This window comes from Stappia sp. TSB10P1A (genome assembly GCF_900185725.1).
GTDB lineage: Bacteria > Pseudomonadota > Alphaproteobacteria > Rhizobiales > Stappiaceae > Stappia.
In genome coordinates, this window is sequence record NZ_FYAU01000032.1 from 37,408 (window position 1) to 55,144 (window position 17,737).

17 protein-coding genes are annotated in these 17,737 nt (G+C 67.9%); 8 read left to right on the plus strand and 9 right to left on the minus strand.

Annotated features, from left to right (window positions below):
• Nucleotides 1–9 precede the first annotated feature (9 nt).
• Nucleotides 10–1,362, plus strand: coding sequence for a DNA polymerase IV (locus tag TSB10P1A_RS16605; protein WP_186389065.1), 1,353 nt, complete (start codon nt 10–12; stop codon nt 1,360–1,362).
• Here TSB10P1A_RS16605 and TSB10P1A_RS16610 read toward each other — a convergent pair.
• Nucleotides 1,359–2,087: a GntR family transcriptional regulator gene (locus tag TSB10P1A_RS16610; RefSeq protein WP_186389066.1), complete on the minus strand. Its 729-nt coding sequence runs from the start codon at nt 2,085–2,087 to the stop codon at nt 1,359–1,361. The two genes, TSB10P1A_RS16605 and TSB10P1A_RS16610, sit on opposite strands and share 4 nt — an antisense overlap.
• 250 nt (nt 2,088–2,337) lie before the next feature.
• Here TSB10P1A_RS16610 and TSB10P1A_RS16615 point away from each other — a divergent pair, with 250 nt between their 5' ends.
• Complete coding sequence (locus tag TSB10P1A_RS16615) at nt 2,338–3,318, plus strand: N(4)-(beta-N-acetylglucosaminyl)-L-asparaginase (protein ID WP_186389067.1); 981 nt, start codon at nt 2,338–2,340, stop codon at nt 3,316–3,318.
• A 77-nt stretch (nt 3,319–3,395) separates the two neighbouring features.
• Nucleotides 3,396–4,424 carry an amino acid ABC transporter substrate-binding protein gene (locus TSB10P1A_RS16620; RefSeq protein ID WP_186389068.1) on the plus strand — a complete coding sequence of 343 codons (1,029 nt, stop codon included), beginning with the start codon at nt 3,396–3,398 and terminating at the stop codon, nt 4,422–4,424.
• 65 nt (nt 4,425–4,489) lie between these two features.
• Here the strand turns inward: TSB10P1A_RS16620 and TSB10P1A_RS16625 are convergent, their stop codons facing one another.
• Nucleotides 4,490–5,344, minus strand: a complete 855-nt coding sequence (locus TSB10P1A_RS16625) for a cell envelope integrity EipB family protein (protein ID WP_186389069.1) — start codon at nt 5,342–5,344, stop codon at nt 4,490–4,492.
• 193 nt (nt 5,345–5,537) lie between these two features.
• Between TSB10P1A_RS16625 and TSB10P1A_RS16630 the strand changes: the two genes are divergently transcribed.
• The 4 genes from TSB10P1A_RS16630 (at nt 5,538) to TSB10P1A_RS16645 (ending at nt 8,824) form a co-directional block, all read left to right on the plus strand.
• Entirely contained in the window at nt 5,538–6,002 is a 465-nt protein-coding gene (locus TSB10P1A_RS16630; protein WP_186389070.1) for a RidA family protein, read from the plus strand.
• A 25-nt stretch (nt 6,003–6,027) separates the two neighbouring features.
• Nucleotides 6,028–6,798 (plus strand): glycerophosphodiester phosphodiesterase family protein, encoded by a 771-nt coding sequence (locus TSB10P1A_RS16635; protein WP_186389071.1) that lies wholly within the window; start codon nt 6,028–6,030, stop codon nt 6,796–6,798.
• 122 nt (nt 6,799–6,920) lie between these two features.
• Complete coding sequence (locus TSB10P1A_RS16640) at nt 6,921–8,180, plus strand: GNAT family N-acetyltransferase (RefSeq protein ID WP_186389072.1); 1,260 nt, start codon at nt 6,921–6,923, stop codon at nt 8,178–8,180.
• Between the two features lie 215 nt (nt 8,181–8,395).
• Nucleotides 8,396–8,824, plus strand: a complete 429-nt coding sequence (locus TSB10P1A_RS16645; RefSeq protein WP_186389189.1) for an HIT family protein — start codon at nt 8,396–8,398, stop codon at nt 8,822–8,824.
• A 14-nt stretch (nt 8,825–8,838) separates the two neighbouring features.
• On the opposite strand, the gene TSB10P1A_RS16650 is transcribed toward TSB10P1A_RS16645, so the two are convergent.
• The 6 genes from TSB10P1A_RS16650 to TSB10P1A_RS16675 form a co-directional block, all read right to left on the minus strand.
• Complete coding sequence (locus TSB10P1A_RS16650; RefSeq protein ID WP_186389073.1) at nt 8,839–9,501, minus strand: glutathione S-transferase family protein; 663 nt, start codon at nt 9,499–9,501, stop codon at nt 8,839–8,841.
• Between the two features lie 114 nt (nt 9,502–9,615).
• Nucleotides 9,616–9,966 (minus strand): AzlD domain-containing protein, encoded by a 351-nt coding sequence (locus TSB10P1A_RS16655; RefSeq protein ID WP_186389074.1) that lies wholly within the window; start codon nt 9,964–9,966, stop codon nt 9,616–9,618.
• Complete coding sequence (locus TSB10P1A_RS16660) at nt 9,963–10,736, minus strand: AzlC family ABC transporter permease (RefSeq protein WP_186389075.1); 774 nt, start codon at nt 10,734–10,736, stop codon at nt 9,963–9,965. The genes TSB10P1A_RS16655 and TSB10P1A_RS16660 overlap by 4 nt, the downstream gene beginning before the upstream one ends.
• Nucleotides 10,737–10,890: 154 nt before the next feature.
• Complete coding sequence (gene clpA, locus TSB10P1A_RS16665) at nt 10,891–13,317, minus strand: ATP-dependent Clp protease ATP-binding subunit ClpA (protein ID WP_186389076.1); 2,427 nt, start codon at nt 13,315–13,317, stop codon at nt 10,891–10,893.
• A gap of 9 nt (nt 13,318–13,326) precedes the next feature.
• Entirely contained in the window at nt 13,327–13,656 is a 330-nt protein-coding gene (gene clpS, locus TSB10P1A_RS16670; RefSeq protein WP_186389077.1) for an ATP-dependent Clp protease adapter ClpS, read from the minus strand.
• Nucleotides 13,657–14,175: 519 nt separating this feature from the next.
• Nucleotides 14,176–14,505, minus strand: coding sequence for a phasin family protein (locus tag TSB10P1A_RS16675; protein WP_186389190.1), 330 nt, complete (start codon nt 14,503–14,505; stop codon nt 14,176–14,178).
• Nucleotides 14,506–15,183: 678 nt separating this feature from the next.
• On the opposite strand from TSB10P1A_RS16675, the gene TSB10P1A_RS16680 reads away from it, so the two are divergent.
• Nucleotides 15,184–16,887 carry a D-alanyl-D-alanine carboxypeptidase gene (locus TSB10P1A_RS16680; protein WP_208987127.1) on the plus strand — a complete coding sequence of 568 codons (1,704 nt, stop codon included), beginning with the start codon at nt 15,184–15,186 and terminating at the stop codon, nt 16,885–16,887.
• A gap of 51 nt (nt 16,888–16,938) precedes the next feature.
• On the opposite strand, the gene TSB10P1A_RS16685 is transcribed toward TSB10P1A_RS16680, so the two are convergent.
• A complete protein-coding gene (locus TSB10P1A_RS16685) occupies nt 16,939–17,649 on the minus strand; it encodes a DnaJ domain-containing protein (protein WP_186389078.1) in 711 nt (236 codons plus the stop codon).
• Nucleotides 17,650–17,737 lie beyond the last annotated feature (88 nt).

Genomic DNA, 17,737 nt, shown 5'->3' on the forward strand with positions numbered 1-17,737 from the left:
CCGCGGGACATGTCGGGCGCAGCGCCTGTTGGGGGAGATCGAGCGGACGGCGCGCAAGCCCCCCGCGCCGGCACCGTGCTGTGCCGCGACTGCCTGACCCGGGCGCCGGCGGCACTGCGCGGCAGCTTTCTGCGCTGCCGCGCCTGCGGCAGTCCGCGCGTGCTTTCCCATCCCGAGCTCGACAGCCTGTCGATCGCCCATATCGACTGCGACGCCTTCTATGCCTCGGTGGAAAAGCGCGACAATCCGGAGCTCACCGACCGGCCGGTGATCGTCGGCGGCGGCACCCGCGGCGTCGTCTCGACCTGCTGCTACATCGCCCGCATCAAGGGCGTGCGCTCGGCCATGCCGATGTTCAAGGCGCGCGAACTGTGCCCCGACGCGGTGGTGATCAAGCCGGACATGGCGAAATATGCCCGTGTCGGCCGCGACATCCGCGAGCGGATGCGGGCCCTGACGCCGCTGGTCGAGCCGCTGTCGATCGACGAGGCGTTTCTCGACCTGACCGGCACCGAGCGGCTGCACCACGCGAGCCCGGCGGAAACGCTCGCCCGCTTCGCCCGCTCCATCGAGGAGGAGGTCGGCGTCACCGTCTCCGTCGGGCTTGCGCCCAACAAGTTCCTCGCCAAGATCGCCTCCGATCTCGACAAGCCGCGCGGCTTCTCGGTGATCGGCGCGGCGGAGGCGAAAAGCTTCCTTGCCGGGCAGCCGATCGGGCTGATCTGGGGCGTCGGCAAGGTGTTCCAGCAGAAGCTCGCCGCCGACGGGCTGATCACCATCGGCCAATTGCAGACGATGGACCCGGTCGACCTTGCCCGCCGTTACGGCGCGATGGGCCTGCGGCTGGCGAGCCTTGCCCATGGCCGCGACGACCGGCCGGTCTCGGCGAGCCGCGAGACCAAGAGCGTGTCGAGCGAGACGACCTTCGACACCGACATTTCCGATCTGGGGACGCTGCGCGCCATCCTGCGGCGGCTGGCGGAAGAGGTCTCGGCGCGGCTGAAGGCGGCGGATCTCGCCGGGCGCACCGTGACCTTGAAGCTGAAGACGCCGGACTTCCGCATCCTCACCCGCTCGCGCAGCCTCGCTGATCCGACGCAGCTTGCCGACCGCATCTTCCGCACCGGCGAGGACTTGCTGAAGGGCGCCGCGGACGGCCGCCGCTTCCGCCTGATCGGCATCGGCCTGTCGGAACTGAGCGACGGCACGCGGGCCGACCCGGACGACCTGGTCGACCCGGCCGCCGGCCAGCGCGCCAGGGCCGAGCGGGCCATCGACGCGCTGCGCTCGAAATTCGGCAGCCAAGCGGTCGAACTCGGCCTCACCAAGGCCGGCGACCCGCGCCGCCAGCGCGACCGCTAACGGCCGCTCTCGTCCGCCGCTTCCTTCTGCCGCAAGGCCTTGAGCCGGGAAATCAGCGTCCGCGCGCCCAGCAGGATATGCGTCGTCAGGTGCTCGCGGGCGGCAGCGACATCGCCCTTGCGGCACAGCTCGACCAGCATCCGGTGCTCGCGGCTCATCCGCTCGCGTCCGCCGGTCAGCCGGATCGGCAAGGGAAAATGCCGATAGGCATTGCGGTAGAGCTTGTGCACCAGCTCCAGCGTGCGCGGCCGGTTCGCCGGCGCATAGAGCGTCGCGTGGAAGCGCCAGTTGAGATCCGACCAGCTCTCGTCGCGCAGGTCGCTCTCCATCTCCACGACCAGCGCTTCGGCGCGGGCATAGTCCCGCTCGCTGAGGATCGGCATGGCCTGCTCCAGCAACCAGCCTTCGAGCTGGGCCCGGATCTCGTAGGTCTCCTCCAGATCGTCGACCGAGAGCCCCGAGACCACCGCGCCCTTGTGGGTGACCAGCGTCACCAGCCCTTCCGCCTCAAGCTGATGCAGCGCCTCGCGCACCGGCACGCGGCTGACACCGAGTTCGCTCGCCAGCTTCTCCTGCCGCAACTGCGCGCCCTCCGGCAGGTCCCCGCTGAGGATGCGCTCGCGCAGCCGGTCGACCACCTGGGCGCTCGTCGTCTTGCGGCGCCCGGTCGAGGCTTCGCTCGATGCGGGCCCCGCCAGGGTCCCTGATGCTGCACTCGATGTCATCGGCAGAACGCGCCTCTGTTGCGGTCTCGGTCGGGCAAGGCATAGCCCGTCGCCCGCCGCGATGATAGCAGCCTTTCGCCCTCGAAAAAATTGAATCCAATCCCTCAGAGAATCTGCCATACTGTCGCTCTTCGCATCTGCCGAATATTGAAAAATTCGGCGATAAACCGCCAAAAAATAGGCAGAATGGCTCTCAAATAACTGGATACAAAATGAGTCAACAGACCGCTCACACACAGGCAAGGCCGGCATGATCGTCGTCTCCAACAACGAGGGGGGCTGCGGCATTCCGACGACGGCGCGGCTCCTGGCCGAGGGCCGCTCCGCGCTCGACGCGCTCGAGGCGGGCCTGCGCCTGGTCGAGGCGGACGAGAGCGTGCGCACCGTCGGCCGCGGCGGCTGGCCCAATCTTCTGGGCACCGTCGAGCTCGACGCCTCGGTCATGGACGGAACGACATTCCGCACCGGCGCCGTCGGCGCCCTCACCGGCTTCCTGCATCCGGTGAGCATCGCCCGACAGGTGATGGAGCAGTTGCCGCACGAGGTCCTCGTCGGCGACGGCGCGCGCCGCTTTGCCGCCGAGATCGGCGCGGAGGCCGGCGGACTGCTGATGCCGCACGCGCAAAACGCCTGGGAGCGCTGGTTCGCCACCGAAGTCGGCGAGGCCGACCGCCGGAACTGGCCGAACGTGCCGATGCGCGAACTGTGCAAGCAGGCGATCGACCCGGAGCTTGGCCGCGACACGACGGTGTTTCTCGGACAGGACCGCAACCGCGACATCGCCGCGGCGACCAGCACCTCAGGCTGGGGCTGGAAATATCCCGGACGCCTTGGCGACAGCCCGGCGATCGGCGCCGGCTCCTATGCGGACAGCCGCTATGGCGCCTGCGCCTGCACCGGCGTCGGCGAGATGACCATCCGCGCCGGCACGTCGCGGGCGGTCGTTCTCTACATGAAGATGGGGTTTTCGGTCGCGGATGCCGTCTACGAGGCGGTCGAGGACATGCGCCGGCTGGTCGGCGGCCTGATCGGCCGCGTCACCATCCACGCCATCGACGCGCAGGGAAACCACAAGGTCGTCGCGGTCAACGGACTGCCCGAGAACCACTACTGGATCTGGCGCGAGGGCGACGCCGCCCCCCGCGCCGAACCGGCGGAACTCATCGCCATCAGCGACGATCCGACACCGAGGCCAACGGCGCATGGCCGCTACGAGGTCATGGACCTGTAGCGCGTGCCGCCAGCGGAAGGGCGCGGGGCAGGCCCGCGCCCTTGACCTGAAAACACGACCCAACCGGAGAACATGGAATGGCATCATCTGGCATCAGACTGGCCTTGGCCGCAGTGGCGGGAACGCTGCTGCTCGGCAATGCGGCGCTGGCGAAGGACACGCTCGACATCGTCAAGGATCGCGGGCGGCTGGTCTGCGGAACCAGCACCGGCATCGCCGGCTTCAGCATGGCCGACGACAAGGGCGAATGGACCGGCCTCGACGTCGACGTCTGCCGGGCGCTGGCGGCGGCGATCTTCGACGATCCGCAGAAGGCGGACTTCGTGCCGCTGTCGAGCAAGGACCGTCTCGTGGCACTGCAGACCGGCGAGATCGACGTGCTGCCGCGCACCACGACCTGGACGCTCGGCCGGGATGCCGGCATCGGCCTCGATTTCACCGCCGTCAACTACTACGACGGCCAGGGTTTCCAGGTGCGCCGCGACCTCGGCGTGGAGACGATCCGCGATCTGAACGGCGCCTCGATCTGCACCGTGCAGGGCACCACCAACGAGCTGAACCTTGCCGACTATTTCCGCGTCAACGGCATGACCTACCAGCTCGTCACCTTCCAGAGCATCGACGACACGGTGAAGGCCTATGAGAGCGGGCGCTGCGACGCGCTGACGACCGACATGTCGCAGCTCGTCTCCTACCGCCTGAAGATGGCCGAGCCGGACGCGCATATGCTGCTGCCCGGCGTCATCTCCAAGGAGCCGCTCGGCCCCTATGTCCGCCAGGGCGATGACGTCTGGTTCGACATCGTCCGCTGGACGGTGTTCGCGATGGTCAATGCGGAGGAACTCGGCGTAACCAAGGCCAATGTCGACGCGATCGCCGAGACCAGCGACAATCCGGAGATCCGCCGGCTGCTCGGCCTGGAAGGCGAGTTCGGCAAGAATCTCGGCCTGACCAACGACTGGGTCGCCCGGATCGTCCGCCATGTCGGCAATTACGGCGAGTCCTTTGACCGGAACCTGGGCGCCGGCAGCCCGATGCAGCTCCCGCGCGGCGTCAACGCGCTGTGGTCGCAGGGCGGCATCCAGTTCGCTCCCCCGATCCGCTGATCGACCGCCGACGCAACCGGGTGCGGACGGGGTCTTCCGCCCGCACCCCTAGCTCGAAACGCCGCTTACCGGTCGCAGGCGCTGGCCTGCATCGGCGTCAGTTCGACAAGGTTTCCGCGCAGCTCGAAATCGCCGTAGTCGAGCACCAGGCGGCGGCTGACGCCGTTGTCATAGAGCAGGAAGCTGAGCTGGTAGATCGGCGTGCCCTCGCCGCCGTCGCCCTTGCTCTCGTCGAAATAGGAGATCGTCACCGGCCAGTGGGCGCCCGCCCCGATGGCCCCGACGGCGGCCGGATCGTCGCGGCCGACATCGCCTGCGCCCTCCCGGCGCGGGCCGATCACCGCCGTGGTGCCGTAGATCTTCTCGCCGGTCTCCGAGCCGTCGAACAGGTCGGCGACGAAGATCGTCTCGCCGCCGCGCGCCCGCTCCAGCAGGGTCATCAGATGCTCGGTCGGGAACAGCGCCGAGCCGGCCAGCGTCACCGCATGGTCCTTCGGCTTCTTCAGGTCGATGGCGATGGCCTGCGGCGTCCGCTCGGCCCGGCCCCGCGTTTCCTCGCTGAGCTGCTGGTTGATGAAGGTCTTGGAGAGGAACTGGAAGCTCTTGCCGGCCGGCTCCTCGAAGGAACTGGTCTGCAGGTCGGTGACCCGCGTGCCGCCGCTCTCGTCCGCCATCTGGGTGACGAAACGGAAGGCGATGCTGTAGCCCTCGCAGGCATTGCCGGTGAACTCGTAGACCATGCGCCCGCGCACCGCCGCCATGCCGGCGGCCGCCGCGCTGTCGGTCAGGCCGAGGTCGTAGACGGCGCGGTGCGGCTGCAGCGGCGCTCCCGCGAGCGCGGTCGCAGGCGCGCCGGCCAGCGCCAGCAGGACGCCGAGCCCGGCCAGGGGAAGCGGGCGCGTCCAGTGGGTATGAAACATGAAGCCTGTCTCCTTGGAGCAATCCGAGCCCTAGTCTTGCCGATCCGGCGCGCGCCGACCAGACCCATTTATCGCATGCGCGCGGTGGCCGTGCCGATCATCCACCCGTTTCTCCCCTCCCGCCCGGCAGGCGGCTTGATGCCACACGGGATTTGCGCCAATGTCGCCGCCGACAATCCAAAGGAGGACCGCAATGTCGGGTCAGATCGAGGCACGCATCGCCGAACTGGGCGTCACCCTTCCCAAGGCGGCGGCGCCGGCGGCCAACTACGTGCCCTTCGTGCGCACGGGCAACCAGCTCTTCATCTCCGGCCAGATCCCGATGGGTCCGGACGGCATCCAGTTCCAGGGCAAGCTCGGCGCCGGCACCTCGATCGAGGACGGCCAGGCGGCGGCGCGGCTGTGCGCCATCAACCTGCTGGCCCAGGCCAAGGCCGCGCTCGGCGACCTCGACAAGGTCGTGCGCCTCGTCAAGATCGTCGGCTTCGTCAATTCCGCGCCCGACTTCGGCGACCAGCCGAAGGTGATGAACGGTGCCTCCGACTTCCTCGTCGAGGCGCTCGGCGAGCGCGGCCGCCATGCCCGTTCGGCCGTCGGCGTCGCCGGCCTGCCCTTCGGCGTCGCCGTCGAGGTCGAGGCGATCTTCGAGGTCGAGTAACGGCGGCGGGACGGCGGACACCACGATGCGTGACATTTCCTGGCTGACCAGCCGTCCCATCGCCCATCGCGGCTATCACGACGCCTCGCGCGGCTGTATCGAGAACAGCCAGAGCGCCGTGCAGGCGGCCGTCGACAAGGGCTTTGCCATCGAGGTCGACCTGCAGCAGAGCGCCGACGACGTGCCGATCGTCTTCCATGACGACGAGTTGGACCGGCTGACCTTCGAAAGCGGACCGGTACGCCAGCGCAGCGCCGCCGAGCTCACCCGCATCGCCTTGCGCGGTACCGACGACCGGCTGTGGACGCTGGACGACCTGCTCGCCCAGGTGGACGGCAAGGCGGGCCTTTGCATCGAGATCAAGTCGCGCTTCGGCCGCCGGCCCGAGCGCGCCTTCATCGCCGCCATCGCCGCCAGCCTTGGCCGCTATTCCGGCCCGGTCGCGGTGAAGTCCTTCGACCCGGAAATGCTGGCCCTGATGCGCGAGGCCGCCCCCGACATCCCGCGCGGCGCGCTCGGCGACGGCGCCCGCGACCTGAAGGACTGGGGCCATGCCAGCCGCGTCGAGCGCTTCGCCCTGCGCCACATGCTGCACAGTGTCCGCACCCGGCCGAGCTTCGTCTCCTACTGGGTGAAGGACCTGCCGGCGCTCGCCCCGACGGTGCTGCGCAAGGCGTTCGGCCTGCCGCTGATCGCCTGGACGGTGCGCACCCCGGACGACCTTGCCCGCGCCCGCGCCTTCGCCGACCAGATCGTCTTCGAAGGCTTCGATCCGGACGCCGCCCCCTCCTCCTGACGCGGCACCTGACGCGGCGCCTTTGCAGCACGCGTGCAGCGCACTAGATTTGACGGGCGAGTTCCCCACCCGGCCCGCAGCGCCTCTTCCCACGCGGGCCGCAAGCGTTGAAGGCCTGCCAAGTGAGCGCATGCGACGACGACACCCGCACGTTCCGCCTGAAGGCGATCGGCGGGCTTTCCGACATTCCGCGCGAAGAGTGGGACGCGCTCGCCAATCCCGGCTGGCGGCTGGAGCCGGGCGGCAAGCTGTCGCCCGCCCCACTTGAATCTGATTCTCCAGGCGCTGACTCAGTTTCTCCGCAAACCGCCTTCAACCCCTTCATTTCGCACGACTTCCTGTCGATCCTGGAGGAATCCGGCTGCGTCGGCCGGCGCGCCGGGTGGCTGCCGCAGCACCTCGTCCTGGAAAACCCGGAGGGGCGCGCCGTCGCCGCCCTGCCCTGCTATCTGAAGTCCCACTCGATGGGCGAATATGTCTTCGACCACGCCTGGGCGGACGCCTATGAGCGGGCCGGCGGCAGCTATTATCCCAAGCTCCAGTGCGCGGTGCCCTTCACCCCGGCGACCGGCCGGCGCTTCCTGACCGGCACCAATATCGACCGGCCGGCGGCCATCGCCGCGCTGGCGCAGGGGCTCCGGGACCTTTGCGCGCTGCGCGAGGCCTCCTCCGCCCACATCACCTTCATGGAAGAGGACGAGTGGGGGGCTGCGGGCGAGCACGGCTATCTGCTGCGCACCGACCAGCAGTTCCACTGGGAGAACCGGGGCTATGCCGATTTCGAGGGGTTCCTGGAAGACCTCGCCTCGCGCAAGCGCAAGCAGATCCGCAAGGAACGGCGCGAGGCGGTGGCCGGCGGCATCGAGATCGAGCGGCTGACCGGCAGCGACCTCACGGAGGCGCATTGGGACGCCTTTCATGCCTTCTACGAGGACACCGGCGCGCGCAAATGGGGCCGCCCCTATCTCAACCGCCGCTTCTTCTCGCTGCTCGGCGAGCGGCTGGGCGGGCGGGTGCTGCTGGTGATGGCGCGGCGCCAGGGGCGCTACATTGCCGGCGCGCTGAACCTCGTCGGCTCGCAGGCCCTGTTCGGGCGCAACTGGGGCTGCCTTGAGGAGCACCCGTTCCTGCATTTCGAGGTCTGCTACTATCAGGCGATCGACCATGCGATCGAGCATGGCCTGCCCCGCGTCGAGGCCGGCGCCCAAGGCGCCCACAAGCTGGCGCGCGGCTATCTGCCGAGCCTGACGCGCTCTGCCCACTACATCGCCCATCCGGGACTGCGGGACGCGGTCGCCGACTATCTGGCGCGCGAGCGCCGGGCGGTGGAGCAGGAAGGCGCCTATATCCGCGACGAGCATTCGCCCTTCAGGAAAGCCTGAAGACCCTGGCCCAAGCGATTCTGCCGACTCGTCTTTTCGCCGCCGTTGAATCGAGATGCGAGGCCGGCTCAGGCGGCCTTGGCGCCACCCGCGAGCCGTCGTTGAATCGATTTCTCAGCTTGACTCTGATTCTGAACTTGAACGCCGGCGGCGGCTGTGCTGCCAAGGGACACCCAAGTTCGCCCGCCAGGGCCCTACCGGAGAAAGCCATGCCGATCGAAGCTGCCGCCTATGACGACCAGAATGTCTTCGCCAAGATCCTGCGCGGCGAACTGCCCGCGCAGAAGGTGTACGAGGACGACAGGACCCTCGTCATCATGGACATCATGCCGCGCGGCGACGGCCATGTGCTGGTGATTCCGAAGGCCCCTTCGCGCAACATCCTCGACATCGCCGAGGACGATCTCAACGCGGTGATGAAGACCGTGCAGAAGATGGCGCATGCGGTGGTGCGCGCCTTCGACGCCGACGGCACCACCATCCAGCAGTTTTCGGAAAGCGCGGGCGGACAGGTGGTGTTCCACACCCATATCCATGTCATCCCGCGCTTTGCCGGTGTGGCGATGCGCCCGCATACCGGCGAGATGGCCGACCAGGCGGTGCTGGCGGCCAATGCCGACAAGATCCGCGCCGCTCTCGCCTGAGCGAACGCCGAGGCTCAGTTGCCGCCGCTCGCCTGCGCGGCGGCGGCCTCGTGCTCGGCGTCGAGCCGGCCCTCGTCCTCGTGGACGCGCCGGAAGCTCGGCCGCGAGGTGATGCGCCCGGCATAGTCGGTGAAGACCGGCAGGTCCGGCACCAGCTTGAACATCAGCGTCCAGCGCAGCGCCGAGCCCCACTGGATGTCGGCGACGGTGATCTCGTCGCCGAGGATGTAGGGCGCCTTGCCGAGCTGCTCGGCCAGCGTCTCCATCACCTTGTCGTAGGTGCCATAGGGCGACTGCGGTCCGGGATCGTGGCCAAGAAACTTGTCTATCAGGGCCGGCTCGAAACTGGCGGCATAGAACACCATCCAGCGCAGATAGGCGCCGCGGCGCGGATCGCCGATGGCCGGGGTCAGCCCCGCCTGCGGGAAGAGATCGCCGGCATAAAGCGCTATGGCGATGGATTCGGTCACCACCGTGTCGCCATGGGTCAGCGCCGGCACCTTGCCGAGCGGATTGATCGCCAGATAGTCGGGCGACTGCAGCTCGCCGGCGCGCATGTTCAGAACATGCAGGTCGTAGGGCGCGCCGAGTTCGTCAAGCAGCACGCGGGTGGTGCTGGCGCGGCTGCGCGGGGCGTAGTGCAGCGTCAGCTTGTCGGCGGAACGTGTGTCGGACATGCGGTCTCCTTGAGGTCAAACCGGCGGCGCGCTATCGCGCCGTCGCATCCCTGGATTAGCAGCCCCCTGCTGACAGCCTCGTGTCAGCAGCCCATCCTGTCAGGCACGTTGTCCTCAGCCAAGGCCGAGCAGCAGCCAGCCGCCGATCAGCACGACCTCGCCGACGGCAACGCCCACCACCACCTTCTGCCGGGAAGCGAAGAAGGCGGCAAAGCCGCAGGCAGCGGCCAGGATCCGCAAGGCCATCGGCGTGGTCTGCAGCGCGCCGGCGGGAAACAGGATCAGCTTGGCGATGACGCCGGCGACCAGTGCGGTGGCGACCGCGCGCACGAAGATCATCACCTCGCTGTCCTCGCGCAGCCGGCCGCTGGCCAGCACCCCGAGCCAGCGCCAGATGTCGGTGGCGAGCCAGCCGGCCACCACGATCATCACATAGGGCCACCACCAGGCCTCGGCGCCGGTCATCGCCACCCCCGCCGCGCGATGCGCGTGCCGAGATAGGCGAGCGTGCCGCCGACCAGCCCGGTCCACAACAGATCAAGGCCGGGCAGCAGCATGTAGAACAGCGGCCCGAGCAGCAGCCCGGCCGCCATCGCCGCCTTGTCGGCGGAAATGCGCGCCGCGCCCCACAGCGAGCACAGGAAATAGACCGGCGTCAGCAGGAACAGCGCCGCCGAGGGCAGCGCCGGCATGCCCTCCACCAGCAGGTAGGCGACGCCGGTCATGACGAAGACGAAGAGGGTCAGGCTGGCGCCGAAGCCGAGGAAGAACGGCAGCCGCGCCTCGCGCGGATGGTCCTCCAGATGCCGCATGGCCCAGACCCAGGCGGTCACCGCGACGAAATGCGAGGCGACCAGCAACTGCCAGCGCGGCGTCTTGCCGTCCACCCGCAGGATCGGCATCAAGGCCATGGTCATCGGCATCAGGCGCACCGAGGCGAGCGCCACGGCGATGGCCGCCGGCACCAGGCCCATGCCGGCGGTGATCGCGCCGGTCAGCACGACGACGCTCGGCAGCGCCCAGACGAGGCCAGCCATCGCCAGCGTCTCGCCGAGGGTGAAGCCGCTTTCGCGGGCAAGGCCGGCATAGCCGACAAAGGCGGCGGCAAGGATCAGCGCGGGGATGGAAACCGCCGCCCGGACACCGCGCAGAACCCAGATCCGGGCCGGCAGGTCGCTGCCGTCCTCCGGGGGCTCCGGCAAACGTGTCGGGGGTGCGGACGGGGGCGTCGGCATGAAACGAAACCGCAAGACAGGGCGCCGGCCACAGGGAGGCGGGCCGGCCAGGGGACTTCCTACCTAGCAGGTCGAGGCAAAAATGCAAAACGGCGCCGCAGGGGCGCCGTTCCGCGAGGCCGCGCGCAAGCGCGGCAATGATCGTCCGCCGTCTTCAGTCGGCCAGCGGCACCTTCGGGACGAGGCTCTTCTTGGCCGATCCGCCCTTCTTCGACGGAGCGGCGACCTCGACCTTCTTCGCCGCCGGCTTGCGCCGCCGCTTCGGACGCGCAGCCTTGGGCTTTTCCGCCTTCGGCTTGACCGGAGTGTCCTCGACCGTCTCCAGCAGCAGGCCGGCCGCATCCTCCGACACCGACACCTTGACCGTGCCGCCCTTCTTGAGCTTGCCGAACAGCACCTCGTCGGCCAGCGGCCGCTTGATGTGCTCCTGGATCACCCGGGCGAGCGGACGCGCGCCCATGCGCTCGTCATAGCCCTGGTCGGCGAGCCAGGCGATGGCGTTGTCGGTCAGCTCGAAGGTGACGCCGCGATCGGCAAGCTGCGCCTCGAGCTGCATTACGAACTTCTCGACGATCCGGTGCACGACCTCCGTCGGCAGGCTGCCGAAGGCGATGACCGCGTCGAGACGGTTGCGGAATTCCGGCGTGAACAGGCGGTTGATCGCCTCCTGGTCCTCGCCCTCGCGCTTGACCCGGTTGAAGCCGATCGGCGGCTTGGCCATGTCCGAGGCGCCCGCATTGGTCGTCATGATCAGGATGACATTGCGGAAGTCGACCTGCTTGCCGTTGTGGTCGGTCAGCCGGCCGTGGTCCATCACCTGCAGCAGGATGTTGAACAGGTCCGGATGCGCCTTCTCGATCTCGTCGAGCAGCAGCACGCAATGCGGATGCTGGTCGACGCCATCGGTCAGCAAGCCGCCCTGATCGAAGCCGACATAGCCGGGAGGCGCGCCGATCAGCCGCGAGACCGTGTGGCGCTCCATATATTCCGACATGTCGAAGCGCAGCAGCTCGACGCCGAGCGAGGCGGCAAGCTGACGGGCGACCTCGGTCTTGCCGACGCCGGTCGGGCCGGAGAACAGGTAGTTGCCGATCGGCTTGTCCGGCTCGCGCAGGCCGGCGCGGGCGAGCTTGATGGCGCTCGCCAGCGTCTCGATGGCTTCGTCCTGGCCGTAGACCATGCGCTTCAAGGTGGCGTTGAGGTTCGACAGCACCTCCGCGTCGGACTTGGACACCGACTTCGGCGGGATGCGCGCCATCGAGGCGACCGTGGTCTCGATCTCCTTGACGCCGATGGTCTTGCGACGACGCGCCTCGGGAACGAGCTTCTGCGAGGCGCCGGACTCGTCGATCACGTCGATGGCCTTGTCCGGCAGCTTGCGGTCGTTGATGTAGCGGGCCGACAGCTCCACCGCCGTCTTGATCGCCTCGTTGGTGTAGCGGACCTTGTGGAAGGTCTCGAAATAGGGCTTCAGCCCCTTGAGGATCTCCACCGTGTCCGAGATGGTCGGCTCGTTGACGTCGATCTTCTGGAACCGGCGCAGCAGGGCGCGGTCCTTCTCGAAGAACTGGCGGTATTCCTTGTAGGTGGTCGAGCCGACGCAGCGGATCGTCCCGGAGGCGAGCGCCGGCTTGAGCAGGTTGGAGGCGTCCATCGCCCCGCCCGAGGTGGCGCCGGCGCCGATCACCGTGTGGATCTCGTCGATGAACATCACCGCGCCGGGATAGTCCTCGATCTCCTTGACGACCTGCTTCAGCCGCTCCTCGAAGTCGCCGCGATAGCGGGTGCCGGCGAGCAGCGCGCCCATGTCGAGCGAGAAGATCGTCGCGTCCAGCAGCACCTCCGGCACGTCGCCGTCGACGATCCGCTTGGCGAGGCCTTCGGCGATGGCGGTCTTGCCGACGCCCGGATCACCGACGAAGAGCGGGTTGTTCTTCGAGCGGCGGCACAGGATCTGAATGGTGCGCGAGATCTCGGCATCGCGTCCGATCAACGGATCGATACGGCCGGACTTGGCCTTCTCGTTGAGGTTGACGCAGTAGGCCTCAAGCGCATCCGTCTTCTGCTTAGGCTTTTCCACGCCTTCCTCCGTCGCCGCTTCCTCGTCGGCGCCGCGAACGGGACGTGCTTCGGACATGCCGGCGCGCTTGGCAATGCCATGGGAGATGTAGTTGACCGCGTCGTAGCGGGTCATGTCCTGTTCCTGCAGGAAATAGGCCGCATGGCTTTCCCGCTCGGCGAAGATGGCGACGAGCACGTTGGCGCCCGTCACCTCCTCCCGGCCCGACGACTGGACATGGATCACGGCGCGCTGGATGACGCGCTGGAATCCGGCCGTCGGCTTGGAATCGTCATCGCCCTCGATCACCAGGTTCTCGAGTTCGGTATCGATATATTCGACGAGATTGCGTTTCAGCACGTCGAGATCGACATTGCAGGCGCGCATCACCGCGGCGGCGTCCTGGTCGTCGATCAACGCGAGGAGCAGGTGCTCCAAGGTCGCGTATTCCTGCTGACGCTCGTTCGCGAACGAGAGCGCCTGGTGCAGGGCCTTTTCAAGGCTTCGGGAGAATGACGGCACGGGCGACCCCTATTTCTTTTCCATCACGCATTGCAGAGGATGCTGGTGTTTGCGGGCAAAGTCCATGACCTGAGTGACCTTGGTCTCCGCCACCTCATAGGTAAAAACACCACACTCCCCGACGCCGTGGTGATGGACGTGCAACATGATGCGCGTGGCTTCCTCGCGGTTCTTCTGGAAGAACCGCTCCACCACGTGCACGACGAATTCCATCGGCGTGTAGTCGTCGTTCAGCAACAGGACACGGTACAGGTTCGGCCGTTTGGCGACAGTCCGCGTCTTGGTGACGACCAGGTTGCCCGTGTCGTCGCCGTTGCCGCGCTGAGGTCCGTTGGTCATTGGCTCTCCATCGCCCTGTCCCGCAATCGCCTGTTCCGCAATCGCCTGTCCTGCAATCGCCTGTTCCGCAATCGCCTGTCCTGCGGCGGACCTGTCCCTCGGAAAGCCGCAAGGTCTGGCCCGAACGGCCTGACCAGCAACGTCTGGCCCGCAAGGTTCGGCCGGCGAGCGCCTGCAGTCCTGCTGGGAGATGGCCCCTGCGACGACCGCGGCACGGCCGCTGCGCCCCAAGCACGCCACCCCAGGCACGCCGCCCAGGGCACGCCGCCCCTCGGGACAGCCGTTTCGGCGACCTGCCCGCGCGTCCATCTAATGTATGGCATCCTGCGCCAAGCTCAATGGCGGCGATGTGCATTCGCACGCGCAACACGCCGAATTGTTGGGAGGAAGAGCCGCGACCTGGCGCGGGAAACGGCCGCAGCCGCGACGGAACGGCGCAGGCAACAAAAAACCCGCGGACAGGGCCGCGGGTCGAAGGCCCGGCGGCGTGCCGCCGGGATCGTCTTCAGAGACGGAAGCTTACTTGCCGGCCTTGGAGAAGGCGGCCTCGTAGGGCTTGTAGGCGTCCTTGGCCAGGTCGCTGTACATCTCGCCGATCTTGGTGACCTCGCCGACGAAGCCCTCATAGGCGGTCTTGACGAATTCGCTCTGGGCCTCGAAGGCCTTGTCGAGCGACTTGGCGGCGACCAGCTTCTCGACAGCGGCGGTGCTGTCCTCGAAGGACTTCTTCTGGTAGTCGGCCACTTCCGAGGCGATCGCCTGGAAGCCCTTGGTCATGGCGCCGAAGCTCTGCATGACGACGTCCATGTTGTCCTTGCCGAGCTTCTGGATGTCTTCGAAATTGTTCATCATCTGTGACCTCTGAGCGTTTGCCTTGCGGCCTTGCGGCCTCTTGATTGCCCCGGTGTTCCGGCATTGCCCCGGTATTCCGGTCCGGTCCGGCCTCGCCGGGCCCGGTATGCGACGCGCCCGAATGTTCGGGGCGCCAGAGGAAGATCCGCGGAGGATTTCCCCAAAGCACGCCTCAACGTCGAGCCTTGCGATAACGAAAAGAGATATATGCGATGCACAAATTTTGTCAAGAGTCATTTTGCAGTGCAGCATAGCCGGCGAAGGAGCCCGGCCGCGGCGCGCCAGTGGGGCCGATCCGCCGCTTCCACGGCAAGTCCCCGTCCTGCCTTGCGTTTTTGACCGGCCCGGTTCGCCGCTGCCGTTTCGCGCGACGGTTGTCGTGCGGCGGAGATCTCCGGTAACGGCGCATTAACCGCCTTTTGCGACTCTTCGCCATCATGAAAGCCGGCGACAACGCGGCTAAAAATCTCGGAAATCGGTTTCGCTCGACGACTGCGTTTGGACATTCGTAACCGTATTTCGGGCATCATGAGGCAACACGCGGGACATCCGGCCGGGGCTGGCGGGGATCCGGATCGCACCGCAAACGAAACACCTGGACCCGAGTGGGGTGAAATTGTGCTGAGTAAAGGTGTGCGGCGCGTCGGGCGCGCCCTTGCAATCGGAACCCGCGGAGTGCTTCTGGCCGCCATGGCCCTGGCGCTGACCGCGATGCTGTCCGCTCCAGCTTTCGCCAATCCGAAATACTCGGGCATCGTCGTCGACGTGAAGTCGGGGCGCACGCTCTACAGCTACAAGGCCGATACGGCCCGCTATCCGGCCTCGCTCACCAAGATCATGACGCTCTACGTCCTGTTCGAGGAGCTCGAGGCCGGCCGCATGTCGCTGCAGACCCGGCTCAAGGTCTCGCAATACGCCGCGAGCCGCCCGCCCTCCAAGCTCGGCCTGAAGCCGGGCAGCACCATCACCGCGAAGGATGCGATCCTGGCGCTGGTGACCAAGTCGGCCAATGACGTCGCCGTCGTCGTCGCCGAGAATGTCAGCGGCTCCGTGCCGGCCTTCGCCCAGCGGATGACCCGCACCGCCCGCCAGATCGGCATGAAGAGCACCACCTTCCGCAACCCGTCCGGCCTGCCGGACAATGCGCAGAAGACGACGGCCCGCGACATGGCCCTGCTCGGCCGCGCGATCCAGGAGCGTTTCCCGAAGTATTACAAGTACTTCAATACCCGGGTCTACACCTATAAGGGCCAGCGCTACGGCAACCACAACCGCCTGCTCGGCCGGGTCAAGGGCGTCGACGGCATCAAGACCGGCTTCATCCGCGCCTCCGGCTTCAACCTGGTCACCAATGTGAACACCGATGGCCGCCACGTCGTCGCCGTGGTGATGGGCGGGCGCACCGGCGCCTCGCGCAACGCGCAGATGGAAAAGCTGATCGCCCAGTACCTGCCCAAGGCAACCCGCGGCAACCGCACCGCGCCGATGCTGGTCGCCAGCGCTCCGGCGGCCAGTGCCCCGGCGTCCCGCAGCCAGGCGGCCGCCACGCCGAAGGTCACGCCCAAGCCGCTCGCCTTCGCCGAATTGCGCAACGTGCCCGTCCCCGGCCTGAAGCCGCAGGAGCAGGTGATGCAGATGGCGGCGCTCAGCCAAGCCGCCAGCGCCGTGCCGGTGGCGGCTCCCGCCGCCCGCGTCGCCCCCGCAGCGGCTCCCATGGCGGCTCCCCCGGCTGCGCCTGCCGTTCCGGCTGTCCGCGCGGCCGACGCCGGCGCCGACATCGTCACCGGCTCGATTGCGCCGGTGCCGCAGAAGCCCGACCTCAAGGCGATCCTGCACCGCAAGGCGATGGAAGTGGCCGGTACCGACATGGTTCCGCAGGGCTCGGCTCCGAACATCGCGGCATCGCAACCGGCGGTTCCCGCGCCGATACCGGCCGTGCGTACGGTGCGCACGCAGACCATCCGCGTTGCCGCCCTCACCGACGAGGCGGTCGCCGCCACCCTGCCCGACCCGCAGCCGGCCCGGCAAAAGGCCCAGCAGCAGCAGGCCCAGCAGCAGGCGAGAGCCGATCTGCCCGACGCGCCGGCCAATTCCTCGGTGACCGTCGCCGCCAACAACGCCGCCGATCCGGCGCCGGGCTGGCAGGTGCAGATCGCCGCCGCCGAAAGCGAGGATGCCGCCGTCGCCATGCTGAAGCGGGCGCAGGGCGCGCTCGGACCGAAGCTGCGCGGCTACGACCCCTATACCGAGCCGGTCGATTCCGGCGGCTCCACCCTCTATCGCGCCCGCTTCGTCGGGTTCGAGACCAAGACCGCGGCCTGGAACGCCTGCCGCGACCTGAAGCAGAAGCGGTTCAACTGCTACGCCGTGTATCAGTAGTGGGACGGACCGTCTGAAACCCAGATCAACTTGTTACGCGTACTGGTGAGTTCAATGACGATCGAGAAGCAGGGCCTTCGCCTCGTTGAGTTTGGCAGCGAGAAATCCGCTCCCCCCCTGATCGGGATGGACGCGCTTCATCAATCTGCGGTGCGCCGCCCGGATTTCCGCCTCGCCGGCGCCGGGCGCAAGCCCCAGAACCTCGTAGGCCTCCTGCTCGGTCATGGCGCCCGTGCCCGGCGGGCTTCCATGCCCCGCTGTGGCATCCGCCTCGAAGTCTACACGCCAGCCGGGCTCCCGGCGGTCGAGATAAGCCTCAAATAAGGCGCGGCTGTCCGCATCGCCGGACAGTTCCCGGTACAACGTCGCAAGCTCCCCGCGCGACAGGCTGTCGAGGCTGCGCCCCTCGAAGTGGCCGACCAGAACCTCGCCCGCCATGGCCCCGCTGTCGTGGTCGAGGCGCATCTCCAGGAAAGCGGAGCGCACCGTCGAGGTCGCTCCGCTTCCCCCGTTCTGCCCCTCGCCCGCCGGCTTGAAGCCATGGGCGCGCCGCAGCCCGAGCAGCGTCAGCCCGAAGCCGCCGGCCAGCAGCGCCAGGTCGATCCGCCGCGCCACCAGCAGCACCGCCGCCAGCGCCAGAAGGGCGACGCCACCGGCCGTCTTGAGCTGGCGGGCAAGATCGCCCGGATTGGCCCGTGTCGTGTAGTGCGCGAGCGCCAGCAGCAGGGCAAGCGTCCCCACGCCGAGCAGCAGAAATCCCATGCCAGTCCCCGTCTTCGCAAATCGTGCAGCCATCGGCACTATAAAGAGCCGGTCGTCCCCGTACGAGGCGGCAAACGAGCGCCCCGCC